The 26,027-nt window shown below is 66.3% G+C and carries 31 protein-coding genes; 15 read left to right on the top strand and 16 right to left on the bottom strand.

Annotated elements, in window-relative coordinates; translation table 11 throughout:
* Window positions 1-58 precede the first annotated feature (58 nt).
* The 9 genes from H7F51_RS11810 to rbfA form a co-directional block, all read right to left on the bottom strand.
* Window positions 59-856, bottom strand: a complete 798-nt coding sequence (locus H7F51_RS11810) for an outer membrane protein assembly factor BamD (protein ID WP_185664500.1) — start codon at window positions 854-856, stop codon at window positions 59-61.
* A gap of 78 nt (window positions 857-934) precedes the next feature.
* On the bottom strand, window positions 935-1,984 hold the full coding sequence (locus H7F51_RS11805; RefSeq protein WP_185664499.1) for a sensor histidine kinase: 1,050 nt from the start codon (window positions 1,982-1,984) through the stop codon (window positions 935-937).
* A 145-nt stretch (window positions 1,985-2,129) separates the two neighbouring features.
* Entirely contained in the window at window positions 2,130-4,436 is a 2,307-nt protein-coding gene (gene pnp, locus H7F51_RS11800; protein ID WP_185664498.1) for a polyribonucleotide nucleotidyltransferase, read from the bottom strand.
* A 194-nt stretch (window positions 4,437-4,630) separates the two neighbouring features.
* A complete protein-coding gene (rpsO, locus tag H7F51_RS11795) occupies window positions 4,631-4,900 on the bottom strand; it encodes a 30S ribosomal protein S15 (RefSeq protein WP_185664497.1) in 270 nt (89 codons plus the stop codon).
* A 6-nt stretch (window positions 4,901-4,906) separates the two neighbouring features.
* Window positions 4,907-5,830: a tRNA pseudouridine(55) synthase TruB gene (gene truB / locus H7F51_RS11790; protein ID WP_185664496.1), complete on the bottom strand. Its 924-nt coding sequence runs from the start codon at window positions 5,828-5,830 to the stop codon at window positions 4,907-4,909.
* Window positions 5,831-5,862: 32 nt separating this feature from the next.
* The gene (locus H7F51_RS11785) at window positions 5,863-6,264 is read right to left on the bottom strand and encodes a DUF6491 family protein (RefSeq protein ID WP_185664495.1); all 402 of its coding nucleotides are present in this window, start codon (window positions 6,262-6,264) and stop codon (window positions 5,863-5,865) included.
* Window positions 6,265-6,346: 82 nt separating this feature from the next.
* Entirely contained in the window at window positions 6,347-7,048 is a 702-nt protein-coding gene (locus tag H7F51_RS11780; protein WP_185664494.1) for a site-2 protease family protein, read from the bottom strand.
* Complete coding sequence (locus tag H7F51_RS11775) at window positions 7,048-7,626, bottom strand: thymidine kinase (protein WP_185664493.1); 579 nt, start codon at window positions 7,624-7,626, stop codon at window positions 7,048-7,050. The genes H7F51_RS11780 and H7F51_RS11775 overlap by 1 nt, the downstream gene beginning before the upstream one ends.
* Before the next feature lie 14 nt (window positions 7,627-7,640).
* The gene (gene rbfA / locus H7F51_RS11770; protein WP_185664492.1) at window positions 7,641-8,036 is read right to left on the bottom strand and encodes a 30S ribosome-binding factor RbfA; all 396 of its coding nucleotides are present in this window, start codon (window positions 8,034-8,036) and stop codon (window positions 7,641-7,643) included.
* Between the two features lie 172 nt (window positions 8,037-8,208).
* On the opposite strand from rbfA, the gene H7F51_RS11765 reads away from it, so the two are divergent.
* Window positions 8,209-8,511, top strand: a complete 303-nt coding sequence (locus tag H7F51_RS11765; protein WP_185664491.1) for an RcnB family protein — start codon at window positions 8,209-8,211, stop codon at window positions 8,509-8,511.
* Window positions 8,512-8,568: 57 nt separating this feature from the next.
* Here H7F51_RS11765 and H7F51_RS11760 read toward each other — a convergent pair whose 3' ends face one another.
* The 6 genes from H7F51_RS11760 to H7F51_RS11735 all read right to left on the bottom strand — a co-directional run bounded on the left by H7F51_RS11760 (window position 8,569) and on the right by H7F51_RS11735 (window position 15,205).
* Complete coding sequence (locus tag H7F51_RS11760; RefSeq protein ID WP_185664490.1) at window positions 8,569-9,114, bottom strand: DUF1697 domain-containing protein; 546 nt, start codon at window positions 9,112-9,114, stop codon at window positions 8,569-8,571.
* Between the two features lie 122 nt (window positions 9,115-9,236).
* Window positions 9,237-11,834 (bottom strand): translation initiation factor IF-2, encoded by a 2,598-nt coding sequence (gene infB, locus H7F51_RS11755; RefSeq protein WP_185664489.1) that lies wholly within the window; start codon window positions 11,832-11,834, stop codon window positions 9,237-9,239.
* A gap of 22 nt (window positions 11,835-11,856) precedes the next feature.
* Entirely contained in the window at window positions 11,857-12,582 is a 726-nt protein-coding gene (locus H7F51_RS11750) for a DUF448 domain-containing protein (protein ID WP_185664488.1), read from the bottom strand.
* Complete coding sequence (nusA, locus tag H7F51_RS11745; RefSeq protein ID WP_185664487.1) at window positions 12,563-14,176, bottom strand: transcription termination factor NusA; 1,614 nt, start codon at window positions 14,174-14,176, stop codon at window positions 12,563-12,565. Before nusA ends, H7F51_RS11750 begins: the two co-directional genes overlap by 20 nt.
* A 2-nt stretch (window positions 14,177-14,178) precedes the next feature.
* Window positions 14,179-14,760, bottom strand: coding sequence for a ribosome maturation protein RimP (gene rimP / locus H7F51_RS11740; RefSeq protein WP_185664486.1), 582 nt, complete (start codon window positions 14,758-14,760; stop codon window positions 14,179-14,181).
* Window positions 14,761-14,887: 127 nt separating this feature from the next.
* Complete coding sequence (locus tag H7F51_RS11735; protein ID WP_185664485.1) at window positions 14,888-15,205, bottom strand: hypothetical protein; 318 nt, start codon at window positions 15,203-15,205, stop codon at window positions 14,888-14,890.
* A gap of 103 nt (window positions 15,206-15,308) precedes the next feature.
* Between H7F51_RS11735 and H7F51_RS11730 the strand changes: the two genes are divergently transcribed.
* Together H7F51_RS11730 and H7F51_RS11725 are read left to right on the top strand one after the other, a co-directional pair.
* Complete coding sequence (locus H7F51_RS11730) at window positions 15,309-15,731, top strand: SufE family protein (protein ID WP_185664484.1); 423 nt, start codon at window positions 15,309-15,311, stop codon at window positions 15,729-15,731.
* Complete coding sequence (locus H7F51_RS11725) at window positions 15,728-16,087, top strand: YbaN family protein (RefSeq protein ID WP_185664483.1); 360 nt, start codon at window positions 15,728-15,730, stop codon at window positions 16,085-16,087. The genes H7F51_RS11730 and H7F51_RS11725 overlap by 4 nt, the downstream gene beginning before the upstream one ends.
* Window positions 16,088-16,090: 3 nt before the next feature.
* Here the strand turns inward: H7F51_RS11725 and H7F51_RS11720 are convergent, their stop codons facing one another.
* Window positions 16,091-16,609: a sterol desaturase family protein gene (locus tag H7F51_RS11720; protein WP_185664482.1), complete on the bottom strand. Its 519-nt coding sequence runs from the start codon at window positions 16,607-16,609 to the stop codon at window positions 16,091-16,093.
* Window positions 16,610-16,768: 159 nt separating this feature from the next.
* On the opposite strand from H7F51_RS11720, the gene H7F51_RS11715 reads away from it, so the two are divergent.
* The 12 genes from H7F51_RS11715 to H7F51_RS11660 all read left to right on the top strand — a co-directional run bounded on the left by H7F51_RS11715 (window position 16,769) and on the right by H7F51_RS11660 (window position 26,015).
* Window positions 16,769-17,140: a hypothetical protein gene (locus H7F51_RS11715; protein WP_185664481.1), complete on the top strand. Its 372-nt coding sequence runs from the start codon at window positions 16,769-16,771 to the stop codon at window positions 17,138-17,140.
* A 397-nt stretch (window positions 17,141-17,537) separates the two neighbouring features.
* Window positions 17,538-18,983 carry a 3-isopropylmalate dehydratase large subunit gene (gene leuC / locus H7F51_RS11710; RefSeq protein WP_185664480.1) on the top strand — a complete coding sequence of 482 codons (1,446 nt, stop codon included), beginning with the start codon at window positions 17,538-17,540 and terminating at the stop codon, window positions 18,981-18,983.
* Between the two features lie 4 nt (window positions 18,984-18,987).
* Window positions 18,988-19,488, top strand: a complete 501-nt coding sequence (locus H7F51_RS11705; protein ID WP_185664479.1) for a DNA-deoxyinosine glycosylase — start codon at window positions 18,988-18,990, stop codon at window positions 19,486-19,488.
* Window positions 19,489-19,559: 71 nt separating this feature from the next.
* The gene (locus tag H7F51_RS11700) at window positions 19,560-20,663 is read left to right on the top strand and encodes a zinc ribbon domain-containing protein (protein WP_185664478.1); all 1,104 of its coding nucleotides are present in this window, start codon (window positions 19,560-19,562) and stop codon (window positions 20,661-20,663) included.
* A gap of 31 nt (window positions 20,664-20,694) precedes the next feature.
* Window positions 20,695-20,865: a hypothetical protein gene (locus H7F51_RS11695; protein WP_185664477.1), complete on the top strand. Its 171-nt coding sequence runs from the start codon at window positions 20,695-20,697 to the stop codon at window positions 20,863-20,865.
* Complete coding sequence (gene leuD / locus H7F51_RS11690; RefSeq protein WP_185664476.1) at window positions 20,865-21,467, top strand: 3-isopropylmalate dehydratase small subunit; 603 nt, start codon at window positions 20,865-20,867, stop codon at window positions 21,465-21,467. Before H7F51_RS11695 ends, leuD begins: the two co-directional genes overlap by 1 nt.
* A 47-nt stretch (window positions 21,468-21,514) precedes the next feature.
* A complete protein-coding gene (locus tag H7F51_RS11685) occupies window positions 21,515-21,838 on the top strand; it encodes a DUF1476 domain-containing protein (RefSeq protein ID WP_185664475.1) in 324 nt (107 codons plus the stop codon).
* A gap of 10 nt (window positions 21,839-21,848) precedes the next feature.
* A complete protein-coding gene (locus H7F51_RS11680; protein WP_185664474.1) occupies window positions 21,849-22,082 on the top strand; it encodes a BolA family protein in 234 nt (77 codons plus the stop codon).
* 44 nt (window positions 22,083-22,126) lie between these two features.
* Entirely contained in the window at window positions 22,127-22,450 is a 324-nt protein-coding gene (gene grxD / locus H7F51_RS11675) for a Grx4 family monothiol glutaredoxin (RefSeq protein WP_185664473.1), read from the top strand.
* A gap of 379 nt (window positions 22,451-22,829) precedes the next feature.
* The gene (locus H7F51_RS11670) at window positions 22,830-23,612 is read left to right on the top strand and encodes an NUDIX hydrolase (protein WP_185664472.1); all 783 of its coding nucleotides are present in this window, start codon (window positions 22,830-22,832) and stop codon (window positions 23,610-23,612) included.
* Window positions 23,613-23,770: 158 nt separating this feature from the next.
* A complete protein-coding gene (locus H7F51_RS11665; protein ID WP_185664471.1) occupies window positions 23,771-24,280 on the top strand; it encodes a nuclear transport factor 2 family protein in 510 nt (169 codons plus the stop codon).
* A 172-nt stretch (window positions 24,281-24,452) separates the two neighbouring features.
* A complete protein-coding gene (locus tag H7F51_RS11660; RefSeq protein WP_185664470.1) occupies window positions 24,453-26,015 on the top strand; it encodes an amidohydrolase family protein in 1,563 nt (520 codons plus the stop codon).
* Window positions 26,016-26,027: the final 12 nt, after the last annotated feature.

The following is a 26,027-nucleotide window of genomic DNA, read 5'->3' as shown; positions in this document are numbered from 1 at the left end:
GCGCCTGCCGCACGACAATGTCAATCGCGCGGGTAGAGCTTGCCCGGCAGAGAATGCCTCAGGAAGCGGTAACGCTCGGCGCGTGCTTGCCCATCAGACGGAACGCCCGGTCATACCACTCGTTGCCGGGATAATTTGCGCCGAGCACGGCAGCGGCCTTCTGGGCCTCTTCCGGCAGGCCGATCGAAAGATAGCTTTCGGTCAACCGGTAAAGCGCCTCGGGCGTATGGCTGGTGGCCTGGTACTTGTCGACCACGGTGCGGAAGCGGAACGTGGCGGCCAGCCACTTGCCCTGCCGCTGGTAAGCGCGGCCGATGTCCATTTCCTTGCCGGCAAGGTGATCGTTGATCAGGTCGAGCTTGATCCGGGCGTCCGCGGCGAAACGGGTGTCAGGATAGCGGCGGATCAGTTCGTTCATCGCGTCCTGGGCCTGCTTGGTGGCCTTCTGGTCGCGGGTCACGTCGCTGATCTGCTCGTACTGGCTGATCGCGATCAGGTAGTACGCGTAAGGTGCGTCCTTGTTACCCGGGTGGATCGAGAGGAAGCGCTGCGCCGACTGGATGGCCTTGGTGTAGTCCCGGTCTACGTAATAGCTGAACGCGCTCATCAACTGGGCGCGGCGGGCCCAGGGCGAATAGGGATGCTGGCGCTCGACCTCGTCGAACAGGGCCGCGGCCTCCTTGGTCCGTCCGCTGTCGAGGCGGCCCTTGGCCGCGAGATAAAGCGTGTCGACGTCGCGCGCGACATAGGCGGTATCGCGGTTCTTGCCCCCCCGTCCGGCACATCCGGCAACGAGCACGGTAGCCGCGGTGGCAGTGGCAATCAGGGCGAGCTTGAGCGGCGAACGAGACAGCATGGGTGCGGCTATAGCCAGCGTGGTGATGAACGCCAAGTGAAAGCGATGGCGATCTTCACTACCCTGATCGGTCCGCCTTCAACCGGGCGCGGCAACCAGCGGCATGGTCACCGTGGCCCGCGTTCCCAGGCCGCCCGGCGCCAGGGAAAAGGCGCCGCCGCGCCCGGCTGCCAAGCTGTTCGCCAGCCTTAGTCCAAGGCTGTTGAAGGCGGCGGGATCGAAATTGTGAGGCAACGGCTGGCCGTCGTTCTCGATGTGGACAAGGAAATGTCCATTGCCGTGTTCGATCGAAAGCCGGAGCATCCCTTTGCCGACCGGGCCAATGCCGTGCTCGATCGCGTTGGCGATGGCCTCGGCCACGATCAGCGCGAGGGGAATTGCCGAATCGGGATTGATCGCCACCCCTTCCCCGCCCTCAATCACGTATTCGATTCGCGCCTCGCCGGAAGAGGAGACGATGTCGCGCGTGATCTCTCCGAGAAACGGCCCGAGGCCGAGCCGGTTGACCGACGGATCGTAGAGCTGGCGCTGCACCTGCCCGATCAGGCGCAAGCGCCGTCCCGCCTCGTCAAGCGCCGCGCGCCCTTCCTCGTCCGTCACGTGGCGCTTCTGCAGCGACAGCAGCGCGCCGACCATCTGCAGGTTGTTGCCGATCCGGTGCTGCAACTCGCGAAACAGGACCTCGCGGTGATCGGCCAGTTGCCGGCTCGTCTCCCGCTCCAGGTCGAGCTGGCGGAAGGTACGCTGCATCAGGTGGACCAGGGTAATGTCCACCACCACCACGAAGGCATAGAGCGCCATGGCCGCCCCGGCCCCGCCGGCGAGCGAAAGCGAATGGACCGGCGGCACGAACAGGTACCACGACAGCAGTCCGCACAGGACCGCCGAGACGATCCCCGGCCACAGCCCGAAAAAGAACGCCGAGGCGATCACGGCGGGAAAGAAAGTCACGAAAGGGAAGCCGGCCGGCAGGGTCGAATCCAGCTCCCAGCGCAGCAGCAGGGCAATGAGGCTGCACAGGACCGCAAACAAAAAGCCGACCAGTGGCCGCTCCTGCGCCAGCGGCAGGCGCGACAGCCAGTGGATCAGGCGGGTCTGGTCGACCCGCGATTTGCTTTCGATCGACAATGCGCAGCGCCTCCCCTCGGGGGGCTAGCGTAGTTTTCGCTCAATAGCCCAACAATTAACCAACGATATATCCGGCTCGCCCCGCCTGCACGAAAAAGGGGCCGCCGAGGCGACCCCTTCTCCTGTTTCACAAAAGTGCGAAGACTTAGTCGTCGCCCTTGAGGAAGGCCGGCATGTGATCCGGATTGCCACCCTCTTCACGCTCGCGGCGCGGACCACGATCACCATCGCGGCGCGGACCACGGTCGCTCCGGCCGCCACGGTCGTCACGGCGCGGGCCGCGGCGGTCGCCACCGCGGTCGCCCCGATCACCACGCGGCTCGCGCGGTTCGCGCGGCGGACGGGTGTCTTCCAGCTCGCCGCCGGTTTCCTGGTCGACGACGCGCATCGACAGGCGAACCTTGCCGCGCGGATCGATCTCGAGGACCTTGACGTAGACTTCCTGGCCTTCCGACACGACGTCGGTCGGCTTTTCCACGCGCTCGTTCTTCATTTCGGAAACGTGGACGAGACCGTCCTTGCCGCCCATGAAGTTCACGAAAGCGCCGAAGTCGACGATGTTGACGACCTTGCCCTTGTAGACCTTGCCCACCTCGGCTTCCTCGACAATGCCGAGGATCCAGTTCTTGGCGGCTTCGATCTGCGACAGGTCGGACGACGAGATCTTGATGATCCCCTCGTCGTCGATGTCGACCTTGGCGCCGGTGGTGGCGACGATCTCGCGGATCACCTTGCCGCCGGTGCCGATCACGTCACGGATCTTCGACTTGTCGATCGAGATGGTCTCGATGCGCGGAGCGTGCGCCGAAAGCTCGGTGCGGGCTTCGCCCAGGGCCTTGGTCATCTCGCCCAGGATATGGGCGCGACCGGCGTTGGCCTGCTTCAGGGCAACTTCAAAGATCTCGCGCGTGATGCCCGCGACCTTGATGTCCATCTGCATGGTGGTGATGCCCTCGGAGGTGCCGGCCACCTTGAAGTCCATGTCGCCGAGGTGATCCTCGTCGCCCAGGATGTCCGAAAGGACGGCGAACTCGCTGCCTTCCAGGATCAGGCCCATGGCGATGCCCGAAACCGGGCGCTTCACCGGAACGCCGGCATCCATCATCGAAAGGCAGCCGCCGCAGACGGTGGCCATCGACGAGGAACCGTTCGACTCAGTGACGTCCGAGAGAACGCGGATCGTGTAAGGGAACTCTTCCTTGGTCGGCAGGACCGGGTGCAGCGCGCGCCAGGCCAGCTTGCCGTGGCCGACTTCGCGGCGGCCCGGGGCGCCGAAGCGGCCCACTTCACCGACCGAGTAGGGCGGGAAGTTGTAGTGGAGCATGAAGCTCTCGTAACGCAGGCCCTCGAGCCCGTCGATCATCTGCTCGGCATCCTTGGTGCCAAGGGTGGTGGTGCAGATGGTCTGGGTTTCGCCGCGGGTGAACAGCGCCGAACCGTGAGTGCGCGGCAGCAGGCCGACCATCGACTCGATCGGACGAACCTGGGTGGTCGTGCGACCGTCGATGCGCTGGCCATCCTTGAGGATCGCGGTGCGGACGATGTCGGCTTCCACCTTCTTCATCGTCTTGATCGCGACCATCTGGGTCTGCGGGTTCTCATCGGCGAAAGCGGCCTTGGCCTTGGCGCGGGCCTCGTTCAGCGCATTCGAACGCGCCGACTTGTCGGTCAGCTTGTAGGCGGCGGCAACGTCGGCGCCGACGATGTCCTTGAGCTTCTTCTTGATGTCGGCGGTGTTGTCCGACAGGTCGATGTTCCAGGGATCCTTGGCAGCCTTCTCGGCCAGCTGGATGATCGCGCCGATCACCTTGCGGATCTCGTCGTGAGCGAACAGCACGGCGCCGAGCATCTCGTCCTCGGTCAGTTCCTTGGCTTCCGATTCCACCATCATCACGGCGGTGTCGGTCGCGGCAACGACGAGGTCGAGGCGGCCGTCGGCGAGCGCGGCGTCCTGCTTCGGGTTGAGCACGTATTCGCCATCGACATAGCCGACGCGCGCGGCGGCGATCGGGCCCATGAACGGCACGCCCGAGATGGTGAGCGCGGCCGAGGCGGCGATCATCGCAACGATATCGGGCTCGGTCTCGCCGTCATAGGACAGGACCTGCGCGATGCAGTTGATCTCGTTGTAGAAGCCTTCCGGGAACAGCGGACGGACCGGACGGTCGATCAGGCGGGAAACCAGCGTTTCCTTTTCCGTGGCGCCGCGTTCACGCTTGAAGAAGCCGCCCGGGATGCGCCCGGCGGCCGAATACTTTTCCTGGTAGTGAACGGTGAGCGGGAAGAAGTCCTGCCCTTCCTTCACCGACTTGGCGGCCGTGACCGCGCAAAGCACGACAGTTTCGCCATAAGTGGCGAGGACCGCGCCGTCGGCCTGACGGGCAATGCGGCCGGTTTCCAGAGTGAGGGTCTTTCCGCCCCACTCAATCGAAACGGTTTTGACGTCGAACATGGTTATTCCTTCAGCCCGCGGGCCCTATTGCCGGCGGGATTTGCTGCCGGGGATTCCGTCCCGGTCCGGTGCGGGGCTTTTCATTTGCCCCAAAGGCCCCCGCCGAATTGCGGGGTTGCCCCAGGTGATCGCGCTTCGGGAAACCTTGCCCCGATGCGCGAAGCGGCCCGCTAGGGGCCGCTTCCACTCTTGCCTTACTTGCGCAGGCCGAGCTTCTGGATGAGAGCGTTGTACCGCTCGACGTCCTTCTTCTTGAGGTAGTCGAGCAGGCTGCGACGCTTGTTGACCATCATGAGCAGGCCGCGCCGGGAATGGTTATCCTTGTGGTGGGCCTTGAAGTGCTCGGTCAGGGTCTTGATGCGGCTGGTCAGGATCGCGACCTGGACCTCGGGCGAACCCGTGTCATTGGCCTGGCGCGCGTTGTCCTTGATGATTTCCTGCTTCAGCTCAGGGGTAACCGACATATTCATTTACTCCGCGACATCCGAAAGATTGAACCCCCTCGCCACGATCAGGCTTCCGCCTGAAAGCTCCACCAGCGCGACCGGCACAGTGCCGGCCCTCACCCAGTAGAGCCCGTCATCGAAGGGCAGCCCGGCCAGAACGCGGCCCTGACGGACCGCCCTTGCCTGTTCCGGACCGAGGTCAAGAGCCGGGATGTCGACCAGCCCTGCCTCCAGCGGCAAGAGTACGTTCTCAAGCCGCGCGCCCTTACCCACTTCGTTCAGTTTGTCCAGCGAAATCGCCCGGTCGATGCCGAACGGACCCGCCTTGATCCGGTGCAGATAGGTCACGTGGCCCAAGGTTCCCAGCGCCCTTGCGATGTCCCGTGCGAGAGACCGGATGTAGGTGCCCTTCGAGACATGGGCCACGAAAGTCGCGGCCTCGGGCGAGAATGCCAGCACCTCCAACTCGTGGATTGTCACGGCCCGGCTCTTCAGCTCGACCGCTTCGCCCTTGCGGGCCAGGTCGTAAGCCCGCTCGCCGCCCACCATCAGCGCCGAATAGGCCGGCGGCACCTGTTCGATCGGCCCGGTAAAGCGCGGCAAGACCGCGTCGAACGCGGCCCGTTCCGGCCGAGCATCGCTTTCCGCGATAACCTTGCCCTCAAGGTCGAGCGTGTCGGTCTCGGCCCCGAAAGCCACGGTGAACTGATATATCTTGCTGGCGTCGAGCATCCGCCCGGCCAGCTTGGTCGCCTCGCCCAGCGCGATCGGCAGGACCCCGCTGGCAAGCGGATCAAGTGTGCCGCCGTGGCCGACCTTGACCTTCTTGCCGTAGCCCGCCTCGCGCAGGTTGCGCTTCACCGCCGCCACGGCCTGGGTCGAGCCGAGACCGTGGGGCTTGTCGAGAATGATCCAACCGTTGGGCGAAAATCCGGGGGGCAGCGTCATGGCGCGCCCCTAGCGGCAATTGGCGCGCCTGTTTAGTGCTTCTTCGGCTTCTTCGCGAGATCGGGCGGCGGCCCCGCCATCAGGTCGAAGCTGGCGAAGCGATAGGTCTGGCCCTTGACGATCACCCCGCCGAACCGGTCGAGCGTGCCCATCGGCCGCGCGTCGATCCCCACCCCCTCGATGAAGGGCAGGTCAAAGGCCGGCATCATCAGTTCGGCCCGGTACCACTTGTGACTGCGATCCTCGAACCACACCTCCCGGTCGCTCACCGCATGCCACGAATAGACCCCGCCATGATTAGCGAAGGGAATCTCGGCATCGGCCTTGACCACGGCAACCGGCAGCGCCGACGGCGAATTGCCGGCGGCCAGCGCAGGCGCCGCGCCCAGCAGGACCGCCGCGAACGGCGCGAGAACGCTCATCTTGAAGGACATGATCGCACTCCTTGCATGCCCCTGACCCTAAAACGAAACGTTGGCGCTCAGGCTCCCGGCGACAAGGGTCTGTGACAATTTCTTACCGCGATGAACCACCGGAAACCCACCCAGCCAGCGCCATGTAATGGTCGGTCAACCAACCCACCGGCGTACGGATTACCGCGCCAAGCGGATCGAAGCCCGGGATCAGCGTCGGCAAGAGGATCAGCAAGACCAATACCAACGCAAAGCCCAGCCGCCGTACCTTGGCATAGCCCGCGCGCAGTCGCCCCGGCAGCAGGCCCTCGACGATGTGCGACCCGTCGAACGGCGGGATCGGGAGCAGGTTGAAAATGGCAAGGAAGACATTGATCGCAAGGAAATTGACGAGGTTGAGCGCCGCGAACCCGACCAGTGGTGACCCACCCGCATCTCCGGCGAACACGCGAGCCAGCAGGCCCAGCAAAACCGCTCCGATGCCGGCCAACACCAGATTGGATGCCGGCCCTGCCGCCGCCACCAGCATCATGTCGCGCCGCGGGTGATTCAGCCTTTGCGCAATCACCGGCACCGGCTTCGCCCAGCCGAAAACCGGCAGGCTCGCCAGCGCCAGCATCCCCGGCAGGATCACCGTCCCGACCGGATCGACATGGCGCAGCGGATTGAAGGTGAGCCGCCCCATCTCCTGTGCCGTCGGGTCACCCAGCCGCCGGGCCACCAGCCCGTGCGCAACCTCGTGAAAGACAATTGCGATGATCAGCGGCACGATCAGTGCAGCCGCCTGGTAAAAAGGTCCGTCCATCAATTGCCGAGCGCCTCGCTGAAATGCTTGCGGCACAGCGCAACATAGCGCTCGTTGCCGCCGATCGCGGTCTGCTCGCCGTCGGACACCGCACGCCCGCTCTCGTCGACACGCAGGTTCATCGTCGCCTTGCGGCCGCAATGACACACCGCCTTGAGCTCGACCAGGCTGTCGGCAATCCCCAGCAGCACCGCCGAGCCAGGAAACAGCTCGCCGCGAAAATCGGTGCGCAGGCCATAACACAGCACAGGAATCCCGGCTTCGTCCGCCACCCGTGCCAATTGCCAGACCTGCGCGGGAGAAAGGAACTGCGCCTCGTCGACCAGCACGCAGGCCAGCGGCTCGATCCGGTTCGCTCCCGCCACCCGGTCCCACAGATCGGTTTCGGCGTCGAAACGATGGGCATCGGCCTCGAGCCCGATCCGGCTGGCGATCGGCTTGCCCTGGCTGCGGTCGTCCAGCGCCGCGGTCCACAACATGGCCGCCATGCCCCGTTCGCGGTAGTTGAAGGCCGCCTGCAGCAGGTTGGTCGACTTGCCCGCATTCATGCTGGCATAGTAGAAATAGAGCTTGGCCATTGCCTTTTGGCCGCTCAATCCTCGCCGATGTCGCGGCGCACGCGCGGATCGTTCAGCAAGGCATCGATCCGCGTCGCCTCGTCGAAGCTTTCGTCCGGCAGGAACTTGATCTTCGCAGCGTATTTCAGCTTGAGCTTGCCCGCCACTTCCTTCTGGAAATAGGCCGTATGAGTGCGCAGCGCCTTGAGCACTGGCTCCTCGTCCGCCCCCAGCAGCGGCTTCACGAAGACCGTGGCATGGCGCAGGTCCGGGCTCATCCGCACTTCGGTCACGGAAATCGTGTGCCCGGTCAGCACGTCGTCGTGCACCAGCTGGCGGGCAAGCAGTTCGGAAATCACATGACGCACCTGCTCGCCCACCTTGAGCAGGCGAACGGAGCGGGTTTCGGGGGTCGTTTGCTGTCTGGCCAAATCACATCATCCTGAAGTGTGCGCCGATATAGGCACCCCTGCGCGTGCAAGCGAGCCCTTCCGCGCGAGGCATTTTCCGCATTGCGACAATTTTCGACATTTTATGCAGGACCCGTTCACAAAAAGTAGCGTTATGAAACCCGTGTTCGACGCAGCAATGCAAGGAAAAACCATGAATAAGTATTTGACCGCAGCCCTCGCCGCGGCTCTCGTCCTCCCGGCTGCCGCCCCGGCCTTTGCCAAGCCGGACAACCACGGCCAGCATGTCAGCGTCGTCGCCAAGGGCAATCCCTTCCGCAAGGGCCAGCGCTTCGAACCCGCGCGCGCACCGCACTACACCGTGATCAACTACCGCGGCCATCGCGGGCTGAAGGCCCCGCCGCGCGGCTATCACTGGGTTCGTTCGGGCAACGACGCCCTGCTGGTCGCGATCAGCACCGGCGTGATTGCCTCGGTCATCGCCAACAGCTTCTAATCAGTCGGCCCCGGCCGATCAAACAATGGGGCGGTCCTTCGCGGGGCCGCCCCATTTTCATGCCTGCTCGTCCATCTTGGCCAGGATCCGCGCGAGCGAGCGCAAATTGCGCGCCGTGCCCCGCCGGCCCAGCCGCCGCTCGATGAACTGGGTGGTGAGCCGGCTCCGCCCCGCTCCCTCCACGTAGTCGATGTAAAGCGCCCGGTCCCCCAGCGCGAGCCGCTCGGGCCCCCGACCCTCATGATCGGCGAGCAAGACCCGGAACTGCGCCGGATCGGCGTCGCTCTCCAGAAACATGGTGTGGACCATGTTCGGCTCGCCATCCTTGGCAAAAGGATTGTCCGCGATCGCCGCCGCCACCTCGTCGCGGCTGCGAACAGCCGCGATCGAGCGCATGTCGAACCGGTCGCGCAGCACGTATTCGAGCTTCTCCTCAAGCCCGCGCGTCGGCCGCTCGTCGTGGTCGAACAGCACGTTGCCGCTCGCCACCACGGTCTCGACGTTGACGAAGTCCTCCCGCGCCAGCGCCTCACGCAATTCGGCCATGGTCAGCCGGTTGCCGCCCACGTTGATCGATCCCAGGAAGGCAGCATAGCGCGGCATCGGCCCATATCCCCATCATCGCGGCCCGGCAGTTCTGCGCCCGGCGCCTTAAACAGGAAAGCCGGGCCCCGCGGCCCGGCTTTCCGTCATTCTCGCGTTACCGCCAGACCGGCTTTCGCCGCTCAGCCAACGGTGCGCTCGCGCTCCTCGACCTCGAAGACTTCGAGCATGTCGCCCGGCTTGATGTCGTTGGTGTCCTGCAGGACCACACCGCATTCGAGGCCCGTGCGCACTTCCGGCACGTCTTCCTTGAAGCGCCGCAGCGAGGCGATGATCGTCTTGGAAACGATGACGTCGTTGCGGGTAAGACGGGCATTGATGCCCTTCTTGATGTAGCCTTCCAGCACCAGCAGGCCCGCGGCCTTGTCCTTCTTGCCGGCCGGGAACACTTCCTTGACCTGGGCGCGGCCGACAACGTGCTCGATCCGCTCCGGACCCCACTGGCCGGCCATTTCCTTGGCCACGTCCTCGGTCAGGTGATAGATCACGTCGAAGTACTTCATCCGCACCTTCTGGCGCTCGACCATCTCGCGCGCCTTGGCGTTGGGACGGACGTTGAAGCCCACGATGGGCGCGCCCGCGGCACCAGCCAGCGCAACGTCGCTCTCGGTGATCGCGCCCACGCCGGAGGACAGGATGCGCACCTTGATCTCGTCGTTCGACAAGCGATTGAGCGCGTTGACGATGGCTTCGGCCGAACCCTGGACGTCGGCCTTGATGACGATCGGATATTCCAGCACGGTCTGCTTGGCCGCCAGGGCCGAGAACATATTCTCGATGCTGGCAGGAGCCTGCGTGGTGCGCTTGGCCGTCGCCTGTTCCTGGCGGTAAGCCGCAACCTCGCGGGCGCGGGCTTCGCTTTCCACCACGGTCAGGGTGTCGCCGGCCATCGGCACGCCGCCGAGACCCAGCACTTCGACCGGGAGCGACGGCGGAGCTTCCTTCACCTGCCGCCCCTTGTCGTCGAGCATGGCGCGGACGCGGCCCGAATGGGTCCCGACCACGAGGATGTCGCCGACCTTGAGCGTGCCGCGCGTGACCAGGACGGTCGCCAGCGGGCCCTTGCCCTTGTCGAGCTTGGCCTCGATCACGGTCGCTTCGGCGGCGCGGTCCGGATTGGCCTTGAGCTCGAGCAGTTCGGCCTGGAGCAGGATCTTCTCGATCAGCTCGTCCAGTCCCTGCCCGGTCTTGGCCGAAACCTCGACGTCCTGCACATCGCCGCTCATCTGCTCGACCACGATCTCGTGCTCCAGCAGGCGTTCGCGGATCTTCTGCGGGTTCGCCTCGTGCTTGTCGGCCTTGGTGATCGCCACGATCATCGGCACGCCGGCCGCCTTGGTGTGATTGATCGCCTCGATCGTCTGCGGCATGATCCCGTCGTCGGCCGCCACCACCAGGATGACGATGTCGGTGACATTGGCACCGCGCATGCGCATCTCGGTGAAAGCTTCGTGGCCCGGCGTATCAAGGAAGGTGACGAGGTCGCCGCCCTTGGTCTTGATCTGGTAGGCACCGATATGCTGGGTGATGCCGCCGGCTTCGCCGCGCACCACATCGGTGCCGCGCAGCGCGTCGAGCAGGCTGGTCTTGCCGTGGTCGACGTGGCCCATGATGGTCACGACCGGCGGACGGACCTTCAGCGACTCCTCGGCATCGACGTCCGTGCTGGTGTCGATATCCACGTCGCTTTCGCTGACGCGCTGGATGTTATGGCCGAATTCCTCGACCAGCAGCTCCGCCGTATCATGGTCGATCGTCTGGTTGACGGTGACCATCATGCCCAGCTTGAACAGCGCCTTCACGAGGTCGGCGCCCTTCTCGGCCATGCGGTTGGCCAGTTCCTGCACGGTGATCGCGTCAGGCACGACCACGTCGCGGACCTGCTTTTCACGCGGCTGCGACTGCCCGGCGAAGTGCGCGCGGCGCTCCTTCTCGCGGGCGCGCTTGAGCGCGGCGAGGCTGCGGGCGCGCGCGCCCTCATCCTCGTTGAGCGCGCGGCTGACGGTCAGCTTGCCGCCGCGGCGATCTTCGGCCTTGCGATCGCGGGTCGGCGCGGCAGGCTTCTTGGCCGCGGCCGGCTCGGGGCGCTTGACCACGGGTTGCGGGGTCACCGGCGTGAACCGGCGCGGGGCCGGTGCCGGAGCCGCGGTGCTGCCAGCGGCAGGCTGGGCCTCGGGAGCGGAAGCCTTGGCGACCGGCGCCGGAGTGGCCGCAGGAGCGGGGGCGGCAGGCGCCGCAGTCTCGGCTGCGGGCTCGGGCGCAGGCGCCGGTTCGGGCGCGGCGGCCGGTGCCGGCTCGCTTTCCGCCTTGCGGTTTTCCTCGGCGCGGCGGCGCTCTTCCTCAAGGGCGCGGGCGCGCTCGTCCTCTTCGCGGCGGCGCGATTCCTCGGCCATGCGAAGGCGCTGTTCCTCGGCCTCGCGCAGCAGGCGGACCTGCATTTCCTGACGGGTCTCGCGGCTGGCCGACGGCGGCGGCGGCGGCGGAGCCGGACGGACCGGAGCCGCAGCGACGGGCGCGGGCGCCGGAGCCGGCTCCGGCGCCGCCGGGGCAGCTTCGCCGCCCTCGCCCGGCTTGCGGATCAGCTTGCGGCTCTTCACCTCGACCACCACCTTGTTGGTGCGGCCGTGGCTGAAGGTCTGCTTGACCTCGCCCGCTTCGACCGAACGCTTCAGCCCAAGCGGCTTGCGGCCCAGCGTCGGTTTGTTGTCGGTCTCGCTCATAGGTTCCAAACAGTCCTTCGTATCAATGCGTCGTGCCCGAGGAGGCAGCCGCTTCAGGGGCCGCCCGCTCGTTCAGGTCTTCTGTTCCGGTCTCGCGAGGCTGATCCAGATAGTGGACCAGCCGCTCCAGCACCGCATTCAGCCGTTCGGCCGCCGCGGAATCGGTCAGCGCCAGGTGGACGACGTTGTCGCGGCCCAATGCCACAGACAGAGCCGCCCGGTCCAGTGGCAAGCGCACACCGGCCATCCCGCTTCCTTCAGCCTCTTCGCCCACCCGCCACGCCTGGTCGAGCTTGCGCGAACCGTCGTCGCTCGCATCGGCGGCATGGGCCAGCCAAGCGACATTGCCGCCCCGCGCGTTCTCGGCGATCCGGTCCGATCCGGTAAGCAGGCGGCCAGAGCGCTTTTCCAGCCCCAGCCGGTCGGCAAAGGCGCGCAGCAAGGCCGCCTCGATCCGCTCGGGCAGGTCTTCGGGAATGGTGAGTGGCGCGCCCTTGAACGCGCGCGCCAAGGCTCCCTTTAGTTTGCCCTTGGCCAGCGCATTTTCAAGGGCCGCGCGCGAAACGCCGATCCACGCGCCGCGTCCCGGCGCACGCGCCAGGACATCGGGCAGCACCTGTCCGTCCGGCGAGATCGCCAGCCGGATCAGCGCTTCACGCGGAGCCACCTCCCCGGAGAGGATGCATTTCCTCTCCGGACCGTCAGCCGAATTGTCGGAGCTTACGCGCTCATTGCGAGGAATCCGCATTGGCGGCCTCCTCAGTTTCGGGCTCGTCTTCGAACCAGTGCGCGCGGGCGGCCATGATGATCTCGTTGCCCTGCTCTTCCGACAGGCCATATTCGCCAAGGACGCCGCCCTTGTCGTCGGTCCGCTCGCGGCGGGTGCCGTCGCGGCGGCGCTGCTCGGTGCGCTTCTTGGCGATCAGCTCGTCGGTAGCGAGGTCGGCGAGGTCGTCGAGGGTCTTGATCCCGGCCTTGCCGAGGGTGACCAGCATGGCCTCGGTGAGGTGCGGCAGCTCGGCGAGATCGTCCTCCACGCCAAGGGCCCGGCGGGCCTGGCGGTTGGCTTCCTCGCGGCGCTCCAGCGCTTCGAGCGCACGGCTCTGCAGTTCCTCGGCCAGCTCCTCGTCGAAGCCTTCGATCCCGGCCAGTTCGGCCAGTTCGATATAGGCCACTTCTTCCAGCTCGCTGAAGCCTTCGGCCACCAGCAGCTGCGAGAGGGTCTCATCGACGTCGAGCTCTTCCTCGAACATCTTCGAGCGCTCGGCGAATTCCTTCTGACGCTTCTCCGAAGCCTCGGCATCGGTCATGATGTCGATCTGGCGGCCGGTCAGCTGGCTGGCGAGGCGCACGTTCTGGCCCCGTCGGCCGATGGCGAGCGACAGCTGGTCATCGGGCACGACCACCTCGATGCGGCCTTCTTCCTCGTCGATCACCACGCGGCTGACCGTGGCCGGCTGCAGCGCATTGACCACGAAGGTCGCGGTGTCCTCGCTCCAGGGGATGATGTCGATCTTTTCGCCCTGCAGTTCCTGCACGACGGCCTGAACGCGGCTGCCCTTCATGCCGACGCAGGCGCCGACCGGGTCGATGCTCGAATCGCGGCTGATCACGCCGATCTTGGCGCGGCTGCCCGGATCGCGGGCGGCGGCCTTGATCTCGATGATGCTGTCGTAGATTTCCGGCACTTCCTGCGCGAAGAGCTTCTTCATGAAGTCCGGGTGCGCGCGGGAAAGGAAGATCTGCGGCCCGCGGTTCTGGCGCTCGACCTTCATGATCAGGGCGCGCACGCGCTCGCCGACGCGGGCGGCCTCGCGCGGGATCTGCTGGTCGCGGCGGATCACGCCCTCGGCGCGGCCGAGGTTGACGATCACGTGACCGAACTCGACCGACTTGATCACGCCGGTGATCACTTCGCCGGCACGGTCCTTGAACTCGGCATACTGGCGGTCACGCTCGGCATCGCGGACCTTCTGGAAGATCACCTGCTTGGCCGACTGGGCGTCGATGCGGCCAAGGTCGACCGGCGGCAGCGGGTCGACGATGAAGTCGCCCAGCTTGGCATCCTTCTGCAGCTTCTCGGCCTGCTTGAGGTCGACCTGCTTGAAGTAGTCCTCGACCACTTCGACCACTTCCACGACGCGCCACAGGCGCAGGTCGCCGGTGCGCGGATCGAGCTTGGCGCGAATGTCGTTTTCCGCACCGTAACGGTTGCGGGCGCTCTTCTGGATCGCCTCTTCCATCGCCTCGATGACGATCGACTTGTCGATCATCTTCTCGGTGGCGACCGAATTGGCGATCGCCAGCAGCTCGGCGCGGTTCGCGGAAATCGCACTGGCCATAGTCAGTCTTCCTGTTCTTCGAGCCCGTCAGCGGACTCGTCTTCAAAATCGTCGGCGCCGCTCACATCCAGCGGCCGGGCGGCGGCGAGCAGCCTGTCGGTCAGGACCAGCTTCGCCGAATGAATGTCTGCCATCGGGAAGGAAACCTTGCCCGATTTCTTGTCGTCGAGCGTGACGACATCACCCTCGATCCCGACCAGGTCGCCCTGCAGGCTCTTGCGATTGCCCTCGACCGGCACCTTGAGCGCAACCCGCGTCTCGTGCCCGGCCCACTGGACATAGTCCTTGGCCCGGGTCAGCGGACGGTCGATCCCCGGCGAGGAAACCTCGAGCCGGTAGGCCTCCTCGATCAGGATTTCGCCGGCTTCTTCCAGCTCATCGATCCGGTCGGAAATGCGGTGCGACAGGGCCGCGCAGTCATTCAGCACCAGCTGCCCGGTCTCGGGCCGCTCGGCCATGATCTGAAGCGTGTGCTCCTCGTCACCCACCTCCGACTTGCCGAAAAGGATCACGCGCACGAGCTCGAAGCCCAGGGCCTTCACCTCGGGCTCCACGATCTCGGTAATACGCGCGATATCCGCCAATGCAGTCTCCATGCAGCCGGCTTGCAATGCGGTTTGGTGCCGGCCCCTTCCGGCGCCAGCCCCTACGTTGCATCACAATGTCGGGATGGAGGGCGAAATAGGCGCCTATCCCCGAAAAGGCAAGCGCTCAGTTGCCGTTGGCTTGCTTGGCCGCATCGCCGGTTTTTTGCCAGTTATCGACCGTATCCTGGCGCAGCTTGTCGGGCGCGACCCCGCCGATATCGATCCCGGCGTACTGCTTCGCGGCCCCGGCCACCACACCAAAGGCCTTGCCGGTCATCGAGTCGCCCGACGACGACGCCTGCGCAGTCTGGGCGGCATGGTCGCCCCACGGATTGACCGGCTTGTCATCGCTCGCATTGCGGCCGAAAACCATGAAGCCGATGGCCACCGCGCCGATCAACACGAGCTTGTTGCGCACCAGAAATTGGGCGACTTTGAACATCTTGGTTCCCCTGAGCAATCTTGTCCCGCAAACTAGGTAATCATCCTTGGTTGAAGCTTGCTTAACCTTGCCCGCCCGCTTCGAGCCGGTTAGGGCAGCGGCCATGCGCAGCCTTGAAGACATCCGCGACGAGTACGAATTCCTCGATGGCGACGAACGTTACCGCCTGCTGATCGAGCTTGGCCGCGAGCTCGATCCCATGCCCGACGCGCTCAAGACCGAAGCAACCAAGGTGCGCGGCTGCTCGGCCAGCGTCTGGGTCTATCCGACCCAGACCGCTGATCATCGCCTCCATTTCCTTGCCGACAGCAATGCCGCCATCACCAAAGGGATCGTCGCCCTCGTGCTCTCGGCCGTGCAGGACAAGCCGGCCGCAGTAGTGGCCGCGACCGACGTTGCGGCTGCGCTCGCTCCCTTTGACCTGAAGAACCAGCTCTCCTCCAATCGGACGCAGGGCGTGCCCAACATGATCGCGCTGATCCGCGAAACGGCCACCCGGCTGGCCGAGGGAGCGGCCGGGGCTTGAAGAAGCTCACCCGCCCGTTCTGGCTGGCGGCGGGGCTCCTCGCGCTCGGCACCGGCATCGTCGGCATCGTCCTGCCGCTGCTGCCGACCGTGCCGTTCCTTCTCCTCGCGGCCTTCTGCTTCGCCCGCTCGCACCCGGTGTGGGAACAGCGCCTGCTCGATCATCCCACCTATGGCCCGCCGCTGCGGCAGTGGCGCGAGCGCCGCGCGATTCCGCGCCGGGCCAAGCTTGCCGCGCTGACCGCCATGGCCGCCAGCGTGGCACTCAGCGCCGCGCTGGTCGGCCTGCCCTGGGTTCTGGCACCCCTGCTGATCTGCTCGGCCAGCGGCTGGTGGATCTGGACCCGGGCCGAATAGGACTCAATCCGCAACGGCCTCGCGCACGACGGCGATGCCGCGCGCCGACTGGGCCTTGAGCTCCTGCTTGAGCACCGCCGGGTCGCGCGCAAAGACGAAGCCGAAGCTGACCCCGCCTTCCTTGCCGATCGTGGCATGGTGCAACCGGTGCGCCTGGACCAGCCGCTTGGCATAACCCCGGCGCGGGACCCAGCGGAACCAGCGCTGGTGAACCAGCCCGTCGTGGATCAGCGAATAAACCACGCCGTAACACAGGATGCCGAGCCCGATCCACGTTCCGGGCGCCCAGGCATCGGCGCCCAGCACCAATGGGCTGCCCAACGCGAACATGGAAATGCTCATGGCCGCGCCGACGAGGGCAAAGAGGTCGTTCTTCTCCAGCAACCGGTCATGCGGCTCGTGATGATCGCGGTGCCACGCCCAGCCGAAGCCATGCATCACGTACTTGTGACTGGACCAGGCGACGCCTTCCATGACGAGGAAGGTGGCGATCACGATAAGGCAGGCGGCTAGCGTCGACATGGTCCTCCCTTAGCGCGAACCGCGACGAACCGCGACATTTTACGACATCGACAGAGCGCTTTGGTTCTTCTGGCGTTCATATTCAAAGGCATAAACATGAACGCATCGGACGAAACGACACGTCCCCAGAAAGTCGAAGAGCCCAAGAAGGAGCAAACAATGCGCACCCTGACCAAGATCATCGCCCCGGCCCTCGTTGCCATCACCGCGCTGGGCAGCGCCGGCGTGGCTTCGGCCCAGCCTTACCAGGGCCGCGATTTCCGCCAGGAGACCCCGGCCCGCACCGAGGCGATCCGCAGCCAGCTCAACCAGATCGAGCAGCGCGTCAATCGCAACGACAACCGCGACCGCATCTCCGAGCGCGAAGCCGCCGGCCTGCGCCGCGAAGTCCGCGAAATCCGCGACCAGTTCCGCGCTTTCAACCGCAACGGCCTGGACAACCGCGAATTCCGCACGCTGCAGGTCCGGATCGACCGCGTGAAGGCCCGCCTTCAGGTCGAACGCCACGACCGTGACGGCCGCCGCTGGTAACCCTTAACCCCGGGCGGGGAATCGGAAGGGGCGCCCCGAAAGGGGCGCCCCTTTTCCCGTGCGAAAGCCATTTATGGACCCGCCCGCGTCTTGCCCCTTTCCGCCTGCGGGATCGAACTGGCGCACAAGTCCAAGGCAGGGTGACACGAGTGTAACCCTGCGCCTGACATCGCCTGTCGTAATTTCAACGACTTGCGCCAGAATGCATGGGTGACACTTGTCCAACCGCGATCACCATTCCGACGATTTCAAGGAACCGCCCGGCCCAATGGCGGGCGGCAGAGCAAAACATGCCAGCCCGCTGCGATGTAGGAAAGCGGCGACACGGCGCATCGGCGCGATTCTGGCCTGATCGCATCTTGTTTTTCCGCCCCCTCGCGCTTAGTTCGCGCTCATCATGACCAGCACCACAACCAGCACTGGGCGCACGCTCTACGAGAAGATCTGGGACGCCCACGTGGTCGATACCCAGGACGACGGCACCAGCCTGATCTATATCGACCGCCACCTCGTTCACGAGGTGACGAGCCCGCAGGCCTTCGAGGCGCTCCGCGTCTCGGGCCGCAAGGTGCGCCGCCCCGACCTGACGCTGGCCGTGCCGGACCACAACCTGCCGACCACCCCGCGCAAGGACGCCGAGGGGCACAAGCTGCCGATCGCCGACCCGGAGAGCGCGCAGCAGCTTGCCGCGCTGGAAGCGAACGCGCCGGCCTTCGGCATCCGCTATATCGGCTCGACCGACCGCGAGCAGGGCATCGTCCACGTCGTCGGCCCGGAACAGGGCTTTTCCCTGCCCGGCGCGACGATCGTCTGCGGTGACAGCCATACCTCGTGCCACGGCGGCCTCGGCGCCCTGGCCTTCGGCATCGGCACCAGCGAGGTCGAGCACGTGCTCGCCACCCAAACCCTGCTGCTCAAGAAGTCGAAGACGATGGAAGTGCGGGTCGAGGGCGAACTGTCCCCCGGCATCACGCCCAAGGACCTGATCCTGCACATCATCGGCGTGATCGGCACGGCCGGCGGCACCGGCCACGTGATCGAGTATCGCGGCAAGGTGTTCGAGGACATGTCGATCGAGGGCCGCCTGACCGTCTGCAACATGTCGATCGAGGGCGGCGCGCGTGCCGGCCTCGTCGCGCCCGACGACAAGACCATCGCTTACCTCAAGGGTCGGCCGCTGGCGCCGACCGGTGAGGACTGGGACAAGGCCGTGGCCTGGTGGAAGAGCCTGGCCACCGATCCGGGTGCGAAGTTCGACAAGTCGGTCGTGATCAATGCCGCCGACGTGCAGCCGACCGTGACCTGGGGCACCAGCCCCGAGGACGTCGTGCCGATTGGCGGCGTGGTTCCGGCGCCGGAAAGCTTTGCCGATCCGTCCAAGCAGCGCGCCGCGCAGGGCAGCCTCGATTACATGGGCCTGACCCCCGGCACGAAGATGACCGACGTCGAGATCCAGAACGTCTTCATCGGCTCCTGCACCAACAGCCGGATCGAGGACCTGCGCGCCGCCGCCGCCGTGGTGAAGGGCCGCCACAAGGCTGCCGGCGTAAAATGGGCGATCGTCGTCCCCGGCTCGGGCCTCGTCAAGGAAATGGCCGAGGCCGAAGGGCTGGACAAGATATTCACCGACGCAGGCCTCGAATGGCGCGAACCGGGCTGCTCGGCCTGCCTCGCCATGAACCCCGACAAGGTGCCGCCGGGCGAGCGCTGCGCCTCGACCTCGAACCGCAACTTCGTCGGCCGCCAGGGCCCCGGCGCCCGCACGCACCTCGTCTCCCCGGCGATGGCGGCGGCGGCGGCCGTGACCGGGCACCTGACCGACGTGCGCGAACTGGTCGACTGACCGGGTGAGCGGCGGGCGCAAGCATTCCTTCGCGCCCGTCGCCGACGAACGGACCCGCCTGCTGATCCTCGGCAGCCTGCCGGGCGAGGTTTCGCTCGCCGCGCGGCAGTATTACGCCCATCCCCGCAACCAGTTCTGGCGGCTTGTCGGCGCGGTGATCGGGTGCGATCTGGCCGCCCTGCCCTATGAGACGCGGCTGGGCGAATTGCTCGCGCACCGTGTGGGCCTGTGGGATGTCGTCCGCTCGGGCGAGCGCTCGGGCAGCCTTGATGCGGCGATCACCGCGCACGAGGCGAATCCCTTGGCCGAGGCCTGCGAACGACTGCCGGCCCTGCGCGCGCTGGCCTTCAATGGCGGCACCGCGGCGCGGATCGGAGCGCGGCAACTGCGCGGTTGCGACAGGTGGAAACTGGTCACCCTGCCTTCGAGCAGCCCGGCCTATTGCGCGGTCTCGTTCGAGGACAAGCGGGCGCGCTGGGAGGATATGGCCCGCTTCCTCGCCTGATCGCTTTACACGTTCGCTTTACACTGGCCCCCACCTTGCATCATGTTCGGTCCGAGAGGGGGACTGCAGCCATGATGAAGGGGGTACGCGTACCGGAGCGGGCCTATACGATCGTTCTCTGGGCGATCTCGGTGGTCTTTGCCGGGTTCATCGTCGGGCTGGGCAACCTGATCATCGGCGATCTGCCGCAGGTCGAGTCCTCGCTTTCCCCGGACCAGTTCGTGCCCGCCGCGCAGACCGTGGGGATCGAGCGCGAAATCAACGTGATCGTGCGCCGCGAACGCGAGATCGACGACAAGCTCGAAATCGCGCGGCTCCAGCAGAGCCAGGCCCAGCGCGCCTCGCAGACCGCGACCGAGACCTTCCAGGCCTGGATCCAGACCCGCACGGCCACGACCGATCCGGGGCAGGACCCCGAAGTGATCGCCCGCACCCGCCAGCTCGAACAGCTCAAGGCCAATGAACGGGCGACGCAGGACGCCATCGCCGCGCTGGAGAACGAGCGCACGCCGCTGGCCCAGCGCGAATCGGCGCTGCGCGAACAGCGCGCGGCGATCGACCGGCTGGCCCAGCCCGCCTATGAGCGCGCCCTGTTCTGGCAGGAATTGCGGATCTTCCTGCTGCGCCTTGCGATCACCCTGCCGATGCTGCTGGTGGCGGCATGGCTGGTGGTGAAGAAGCGCAAGGGCGAATACTGGCCGCTGTCACGCGGGTTCGTGCTGGCGGCGGTCTTCGTGTTCTTCGTGGAACTGGTGCCGTATCTGCCGAGCTATGGCGGCTATGTCCGCTACGGCGTGGGCATCGCCCTGACCGTGGCTGCCGGGCATTTCCTGATCAAGAACATGCGCCATTACCTCGAGCGGCGGCGCGAAGTCGAAGCCCAGGCCGAGGAGGAGCGCCGCAAGCTCGTTACCCACGACGAGGCGTTCAAGAAGATGGCCGCCCGGGTCTGTCCCGGCTGCGACCGGCCGATCGCGGCGATGGACGGCAGCGAGACCAATTTCTGTGTCCACTGCGGGATGACCCTGTTCGACCACTGTTCGCGCTGCGACGCCCGCAAGATGGCGTTCTTCCGCTTCTGCATGGCCTGCGGCACGCCTGCCGACGCAAAGGGAGCAGTGGCCGAAACGAAAGGCCGCGGCGAAAACGACGATAAATCGCCTGCCCCGGCTTGAAACCGGCGGCGCGGGTGGACATAGGAAGGCCATGAGCAAGAACTCCGAAAAGACCAACTGGACCGGCAAGGCCGCCATTGCCGGGGCCGCGATCGGCTCGGCAGCGCTGGCCGCGGCCGTGCTTTACGTCACCCGCCGCAAGGACAGCGAGAAGCCAACCGCAGCGCCCGTCCGTCCCGAAGACGCGCCGGAGACTGACTGATGGATCCGGTCCAGGTGATTGACGGCAAGGCCTACCCGTTCGGGCGCAAGAACGTCGACACCGACGTGATCATCCCGGCCCACTTCCTCAAGACCATCACCCGCGAAGGGCTGGGCAAGGGCGCGTTCGAGACCGTGCGCAAGGAACCGGGCAACGTGTTCGAGAACCCGGCCTATGCCGGCGCTCCGATTATCATCGCCGGAGACAACTTCGGCTGCGGATCGAGCCGCGAACATGCTGCCTGGGCCCTGCTCGACATGGGCGTGAAAGCGGTGATCGCGCCGTCCTATTCGGACATTTTCTCGGGCAATGCCTTCAAGAACGGCATCCTCGCCGTCGTCCTGCCGCAGGCGGCGATCGACCGGCTGATGGAAGTGGCCGAGACCGATCCGATCCACATCGACCTCGAGGCGCAGACCGTTACCACCCCGTTCCAGGACCGCTTCTCGTTCGAGATCGATCCGTTCCGCAAGCACTGCCTGCTGGGCGGGCTCGACGAGGTCGGGCTGACCTTGGCGCGGCAGGACGAGATCGCCGGCTATGAGGCGAAGGCGAAGGAGCAATTGCCGTTCCTCGCCAAGGGAATCGCCCGGGCCGCCTGAACCACTGGTCGCAGGGCCTGATTGATCGCACGAAGGACGAGACAAACATGACGAGTTTCAAGGACCGCGAACGCGCCGAGGAAGCCAAGTTCGCTCGTGACGAGGAAATGCTGTTCCGCATCACCGCCCGCCGCAACCGGTTGCTGGGCAACTGGGCGGCCCAGCGCATGGGCCTCTCGGACGTGGAAGCGGAAGGCTATGCCAAGGGCGTGGTCCAGGCCGACTTCGAGGAATCGGGCGACGAGGACGTGGTTCGCAAGATCCTCGGCGACCTGATCGCCGCCGGGGTCGATGCCAACGAGAGCGAGGTTCGCGCCGCGCTCGAGGGCAAGGCCGTCGAGGCCCGCCGCGCGCTACTCGGCGAAGCCTGAGGACAGCACCATGCCGATGGCCGCCGCAGATATCGAAGCGCTGATCCGCGCCGCCCTTCCCGATGCCGAGATCACGATGGACGACCTTGCCGGCGACAACGACCACTGGAAGGCCCACGTCGTCTCCGCGGCCTTTGCCGGCAAGAGCCGCGTGGCCCAGCACCAGATGGTCTACAAGGCGCTCGGCGGCCGGATGGGAGGCGAACTTCACGCCTTGCAACTGACCACCGCTGTTCCCACCTGATCACCCAGATACTACCCATTCCCGTACAAAGGTCGTCCGAAGCCATGTCCGATTCAAATGCCCGCATCGCCGAGATCGTCGAAGGCAACGAAGTCGTCCTGTTCATGAAGGGCACGCCGCTGTTTCCGCAGTGCGGCTTCTCGAGCCGCGCCATTGCGATCCTGGAGCACCTCGGCGTGGACTATGCCAGCGTCGACGTGCTGCAGGACATGGAAATCCGCCAGGGCATCAAGGCCTATTCCGACTGGCCGACCATTCCCCAGCTCTATGTGAAGGGCGAATTCGTCGGCGGCAGCGACATCATGATGGAAATGTTCGAGGCGGGCGAGCTGCAGCAGCTCGTGGCCGACGTCAAGCCGGCCGCCTGATCGCAGGCCACGCCCGGCGCGGTGCAAAGCACCCGCCCGAACAAACCGGCCCAAATAAACAAGCCCCGCGTACCGACCAGAGTTCGCGGGGCTTAGTTTTTTGTGTTTTTCCCGGGTGGGACCGGGAGATTGGGAAAACTCGGGGAGGCGGGGCCGCGGAGACCAGGATGCAGCCCCACCTCTATTCGAGACTGCTTGGGGTACACACCACGTAGCACAACCCGTGCCAAATTCAATAAACGCCCATTTTTCCGGGATTTTCCGCTTTCACCCATTGCCCCCGGCCGCGACGGTGTAAAGCGGCCCGACATCCTACCATTCGATAGGACGGTAAATCATGGGCCTTGCCAGTCCCCGCCGCAGCGGCAAGGTTCGGTCGATGAGCGAAGCCCCCCAATCCGATCCCCACCCCCAGCGCATTCCGGCTGCCACGGCGATAGTCTTTCGCCGCTCAGCCAGCGGCGGTCCGGCAGAGCTGCTTTTGGCCGAGCGGGCCGCATCGCAAAGGTTTGCGCCGGGTGCGACGGTCTTTCCCGGCGGCAAGGTCGATCCCGCCGATCATGATCTTGCCGCCCAGCTCGGCAGCTCCGAAGCCGATCCCGAGGACCTCGCTGCCCGGGTCGCCGCCGTGCGCGAGACGCTTGAAGAAACAGGACTTTTGCTCGGTGTAAAGCAGACCGTCACCGCGCAGGAGGTCGCCGCCGCCCGCGACCTCCTCCACCGCGAGAGCGCGCTGGGCAAAGTGCTGGCGCACTACGGCTGGACGCTCGACCTCAATGCGCTGGTTCCCTTCGCCCGCTGGCAACGACCGGAGGGACGGGCTTTCGACACGCGGTTCTACCTGGCCGACCTTGGCACCGGCGCGGTCGAGCTGACGATAGACGGAACGGAGCACAGCCGCCTCTGCTGGCTCAGCGCGCAAGAGGCCCTGATGCAGGCCGGGCGCGGCGAACTGTCCTTGATATTCCCAACCCTGTGCAACCTCATGCGGCTCGCCCCGCACGCGGACTTCGCGGCGGCGGCGAGCGATGCCCGCATGTTTCCCCCGACCCCGATCAGCGGACGGCAGGAGAGCGCCGAGGGGCGCGAATGGCTGACAATCCCCGAAGGGCTGGGCTATCCGGTCACGCGCTTTCCCCTGGACGACGTACGCCGCGCCTGAACCGGATGGCTCGGCCGACACGGCCCGAAGCGGCCGCCCCGCCGGATCGGCCCGGCCAGCGCAAGACTGGCACAATCATGAACCCGCTAACGCTCCTTATTGGGCCCCGGCGCAGGACTGGGCTAGGCATGTGACCGTGAACACCGAATCTCCCCACCATGGGGGGACGCGAGGCGCTCGCGCCTGACCTGACCACGGAGCCCGACCCGATGATGCCTGTCCGCACCGCCTTGATTGCAACCCTCCTTGCCCCGCTGGCCGGGGCCGCGCTGAGCGCAGCGCCCGCGCAGGCGCTCACCCCGCGCGAAGCGGTCGCCAAGGCTGAAACGGAGCGCCTGCGCGCGGAAGTGGCGCACGACATGGACCGGCTCACCGCGCTCACCGCGTCCGACCTGTGGTATGCCCATGCCAGCGGCCTGACCCAGACCCAGGGCGAATATCTCGCCGCCATCGCCAAGGCGACCAGCCCGGTGCGCGATGCGATCATCCGCGAGCAGGTCGTCTCGGTCGACGGCCGCATGGCCTTCACGCACGGCACGGTCGACTACATGCTCACGATGGACGACCGCCCGCGCACCGCGCGCTACTCGGCGGTCTACCGGCTGGCCAAGGGGCGCTGGCAGCTCGTATCCTGGCAGAATTCGCCCGTGGCACAGCCCAAGCCCTGACCCTCGCGGTGAAGTGACAGGCCAGAGCGCGCCGGCCAGGCGCGACGGCAGGAGAGGAACCCGGATCTTGCGGAACATCCTATCGGCATTGCGCCCCCTCGCGCTCCTCGGAGCGGTGCTGGCAATCGGCGCGCCACCGCCGGCCGCCGCTGCCAAGGCGCCACCACCGCAGGTGATCTATTTCAATGGCAAGGTCCTGACCGTGGACCGCGTCTTCAGCACGGCCGGCGCCTTTGCCGTTCGGGGCGATCGCTTCGTTGCCGTCGGCAGCGATGCGCAGGTGCGCCGCCTCGCGGCCCGCTCGACCCGGCTGGTCGACCTCAAGGGGGCCACCGTCGTACCCGGATTTGCCGACAGCCACGATCACCTGTGGAATTCGGCCCGGTTCGAATTCCACGGGGTCAACCTCATCGGCGTCCGGTCAGTGGCCGTGATGCAGGACCGCCTGAGAGCGGCGCTGGCCAAGGAACCGCCGGGCCGTGCGCTGTTCACCTCGCTCGGCTGGTCGATCAGCCCGGCTCCGACCCGGCAGGACCTTGATGCGGTATCGGCCACTACTCCGATCATCCTGCTCTCCAGCCGCCATGCCTCGGGCGTGGTCAACACGGCGGCGCTGCGGCAGCTCGGGATCACCCGGAGCAATCCTTCTTACAAGGGCGGAAAGGTCCCGGTGGACGGCACGGGGGAGCCGACCGGCGTCCTCCCCGGCTATCCGCTCAGCCTGACCATGGTCCACGACCTGCTGCCCCCGCCAACCCCGGCCGAGCAGGACGATTTCCTTGGCAAGGGCATGGCCCAGCGCAACGCGCTTGGCATTACCAGCACGCACGAACTGGCGCTCTGGCCCGACGGCAGGGCCGGGCTCGAGCGGATGCGGCGCGAGGGCAAGCTGACCCTGCGCATGGCCCTGGGCCTCGAATTCCCGGATGAGGACCGGACGGACGAGGCCGTTGCCGCCCTGCCCCGGCCCGACCGTCGCGATCCGTGGCTGTTCATCGATTCGATCGGCGAGGAGCCGTGGGTGCCGGGCATGGCGACCCTGCCCGACTATACCGCCCTGCTCCGCAAGGAGCGCCAGCTTGGCTGGCGCCCGGCCCCGCACGTCAGCGCAGACAAGGCGCGCGGCGCGACTTACGACGAGGCGCTGGACCAGACCCTGGCCGCCTTCGAGGCGGTCGACCGCACGGCCCCGCTGCGCGCCCAGCGCTGGTATGTCGAACACGCCCCCTTCGCCACGCCGGCCGAAATCGCCCGGCTCTCCCGGCTCGGGGCGATCGTCTCGGTGCAGGATTCGGGATACGAGCCGATGGCCCCTCCGCCGCTGCCGCCAGAGCGGATGGCCCGCCAGAACCCGCTGCGCTCGCTGCTGGATCAGGGCATCGTGGTGATCGGCGGAAGCGACTACCGCACGGCGACCGCCGAGGAGCCGGCCCCGAACAACCCGATGAACCTGATCTATTTCTACACCACCCGCCGCAACAAGGCTGGCGGCCTGACCGCCCCCGCCGAGCGGATCAGTCGGGCCGAGGCGCTTCGCATCCTCACCGCCAATCCCGCCTATGCAACCTTCGAGGAAGGCCGCAAGGGCCGGATCGCGCCGGGCCTGCTGGCTGATTTCGTGATCCTCGACCATGACCTGATGACCGTGCCGGACGAGGCCCTGCTCAAGATCCGTCCGCTCGCCACCTTCGTCGGCGGCCGCAGGGTCTATGCCGCGCCCGGCGGGCGTTTCTGACAGGAGCGATGG

Origin of the sequence: Novosphingobium flavum (assembly GCF_014230315.1) — a bacterium.
Lineage (GTDB): Bacteria > Pseudomonadota > Alphaproteobacteria > Sphingomonadales > Sphingomonadaceae > Novosphingobium > Novosphingobium flavum.
The sequence above is the reverse complement of the archived record's forward strand: the minus strand, read 5'-3'. Positions and strand labels throughout refer to the sequence as shown.

Coding starts and splice junctions, on each gene's coding strand:
- H7F51_RS11810 (WP_185664500.1), bottom strand. CDS start 856: ATGCTGTCTCGTTCGCCGCTCAAGCTCGCCCTGATTGCCACTGCCACC.
- pnp (WP_185664498.1), bottom strand. CDS start 4,436: ATGTTCGACGTCAAAACCGTTTCGATTGAGTGGGGCGGAAAGACCCTC.
- rpsO (WP_185664497.1), bottom strand. CDS start 4,900: ATGTCGGTTACCCCTGAGCTGAAGCAGGAAATCATCAAGGACAACGCG.
- truB (WP_185664496.1), bottom strand. CDS start 5,830: ATGACGCTGCCCCCCGGATTTTCGCCCAACGGTTGGATCATTCTCGAC.
- H7F51_RS11785 (WP_185664495.1), bottom strand. CDS start 6,264: ATGTCCTTCAAGATGAGCGTTCTCGCGCCGTTCGCGGCGGTCCTGCTG.
- H7F51_RS11780 (WP_185664494.1), bottom strand. CDS start 7,048: ATGGACGGACCTTTTTACCAGGCGGCTGCACTGATCGTGCCGCTGATC.
- H7F51_RS11775 (WP_185664493.1), bottom strand. CDS start 7,626: ATGGCCAAGCTCTATTTCTACTATGCCAGCATGAATGCGGGCAAGTCG.
- H7F51_RS11765 (WP_185664491.1), top strand. CDS start 8,209: ATGAATAAGTATTTGACCGCAGCCCTCGCCGCGGCTCTCGTCCTCCCG.
- H7F51_RS11760 (WP_185664490.1), bottom strand. CDS start 9,114: ATGCCGCGCTATGCTGCCTTCCTGGGATCGATCAACGTGGGCGGCAAC.
- infB (WP_185664489.1), bottom strand. CDS start 11,834: ATGAGCGAGACCGACAACAAACCGACGCTGGGCCGCAAGCCGCTTGGG.
- H7F51_RS11750 (WP_185664488.1), bottom strand. CDS start 12,582: ATGCGGATTCCTCGCAATGAGCGCGTAAGCTCCGACAATTCGGCTGAC.
- nusA (WP_185664487.1), bottom strand. CDS start 14,176: ATGGCCAGTGCGATTTCCGCGAACCGCGCCGAGCTGCTGGCGATCGCC.
- H7F51_RS11735 (WP_185664485.1), bottom strand. CDS start 15,205: ATGTTCAAAGTCGCCCAATTTCTGGTGCGCAACAAGCTCGTGTTGATC.
- H7F51_RS11730 (WP_185664484.1), top strand. CDS start 15,309: ATGCGCAGCCTTGAAGACATCCGCGACGAGTACGAATTCCTCGATGGC.
- H7F51_RS11720 (WP_185664482.1), bottom strand. CDS start 16,609: ATGTCGACGCTAGCCGCCTGCCTTATCGTGATCGCCACCTTCCTCGTC.
- H7F51_RS11715 (WP_185664481.1), top strand. CDS start 16,769: ATGCGCACCCTGACCAAGATCATCGCCCCGGCCCTCGTTGCCATCACC.
- leuC (WP_185664480.1), top strand. CDS start 17,538: ATGACCAGCACCACAACCAGCACTGGGCGCACGCTCTACGAGAAGATC.
- H7F51_RS11700 (WP_185664478.1), top strand. CDS start 19,560: ATGATGAAGGGGGTACGCGTACCGGAGCGGGCCTATACGATCGTTCTC.
- H7F51_RS11695 (WP_185664477.1), top strand. CDS start 20,695: ATGAGCAAGAACTCCGAAAAGACCAACTGGACCGGCAAGGCCGCCATT.
- leuD (WP_185664476.1), top strand. CDS start 20,865: ATGGATCCGGTCCAGGTGATTGACGGCAAGGCCTACCCGTTCGGGCGC.
- H7F51_RS11685 (WP_185664475.1), top strand. CDS start 21,515: ATGACGAGTTTCAAGGACCGCGAACGCGCCGAGGAAGCCAAGTTCGCT.
- H7F51_RS11680 (WP_185664474.1), top strand. CDS start 21,849: ATGCCGATGGCCGCCGCAGATATCGAAGCGCTGATCCGCGCCGCCCTT.
- grxD (WP_185664473.1), top strand. CDS start 22,127: ATGTCCGATTCAAATGCCCGCATCGCCGAGATCGTCGAAGGCAACGAA.
- H7F51_RS11670 (WP_185664472.1), top strand. CDS start 22,830: ATGAGCGAAGCCCCCCAATCCGATCCCCACCCCCAGCGCATTCCGGCT.
- H7F51_RS11665 (WP_185664471.1), top strand. CDS start 23,771: ATGGGGGGACGCGAGGCGCTCGCGCCTGACCTGACCACGGAGCCCGAC.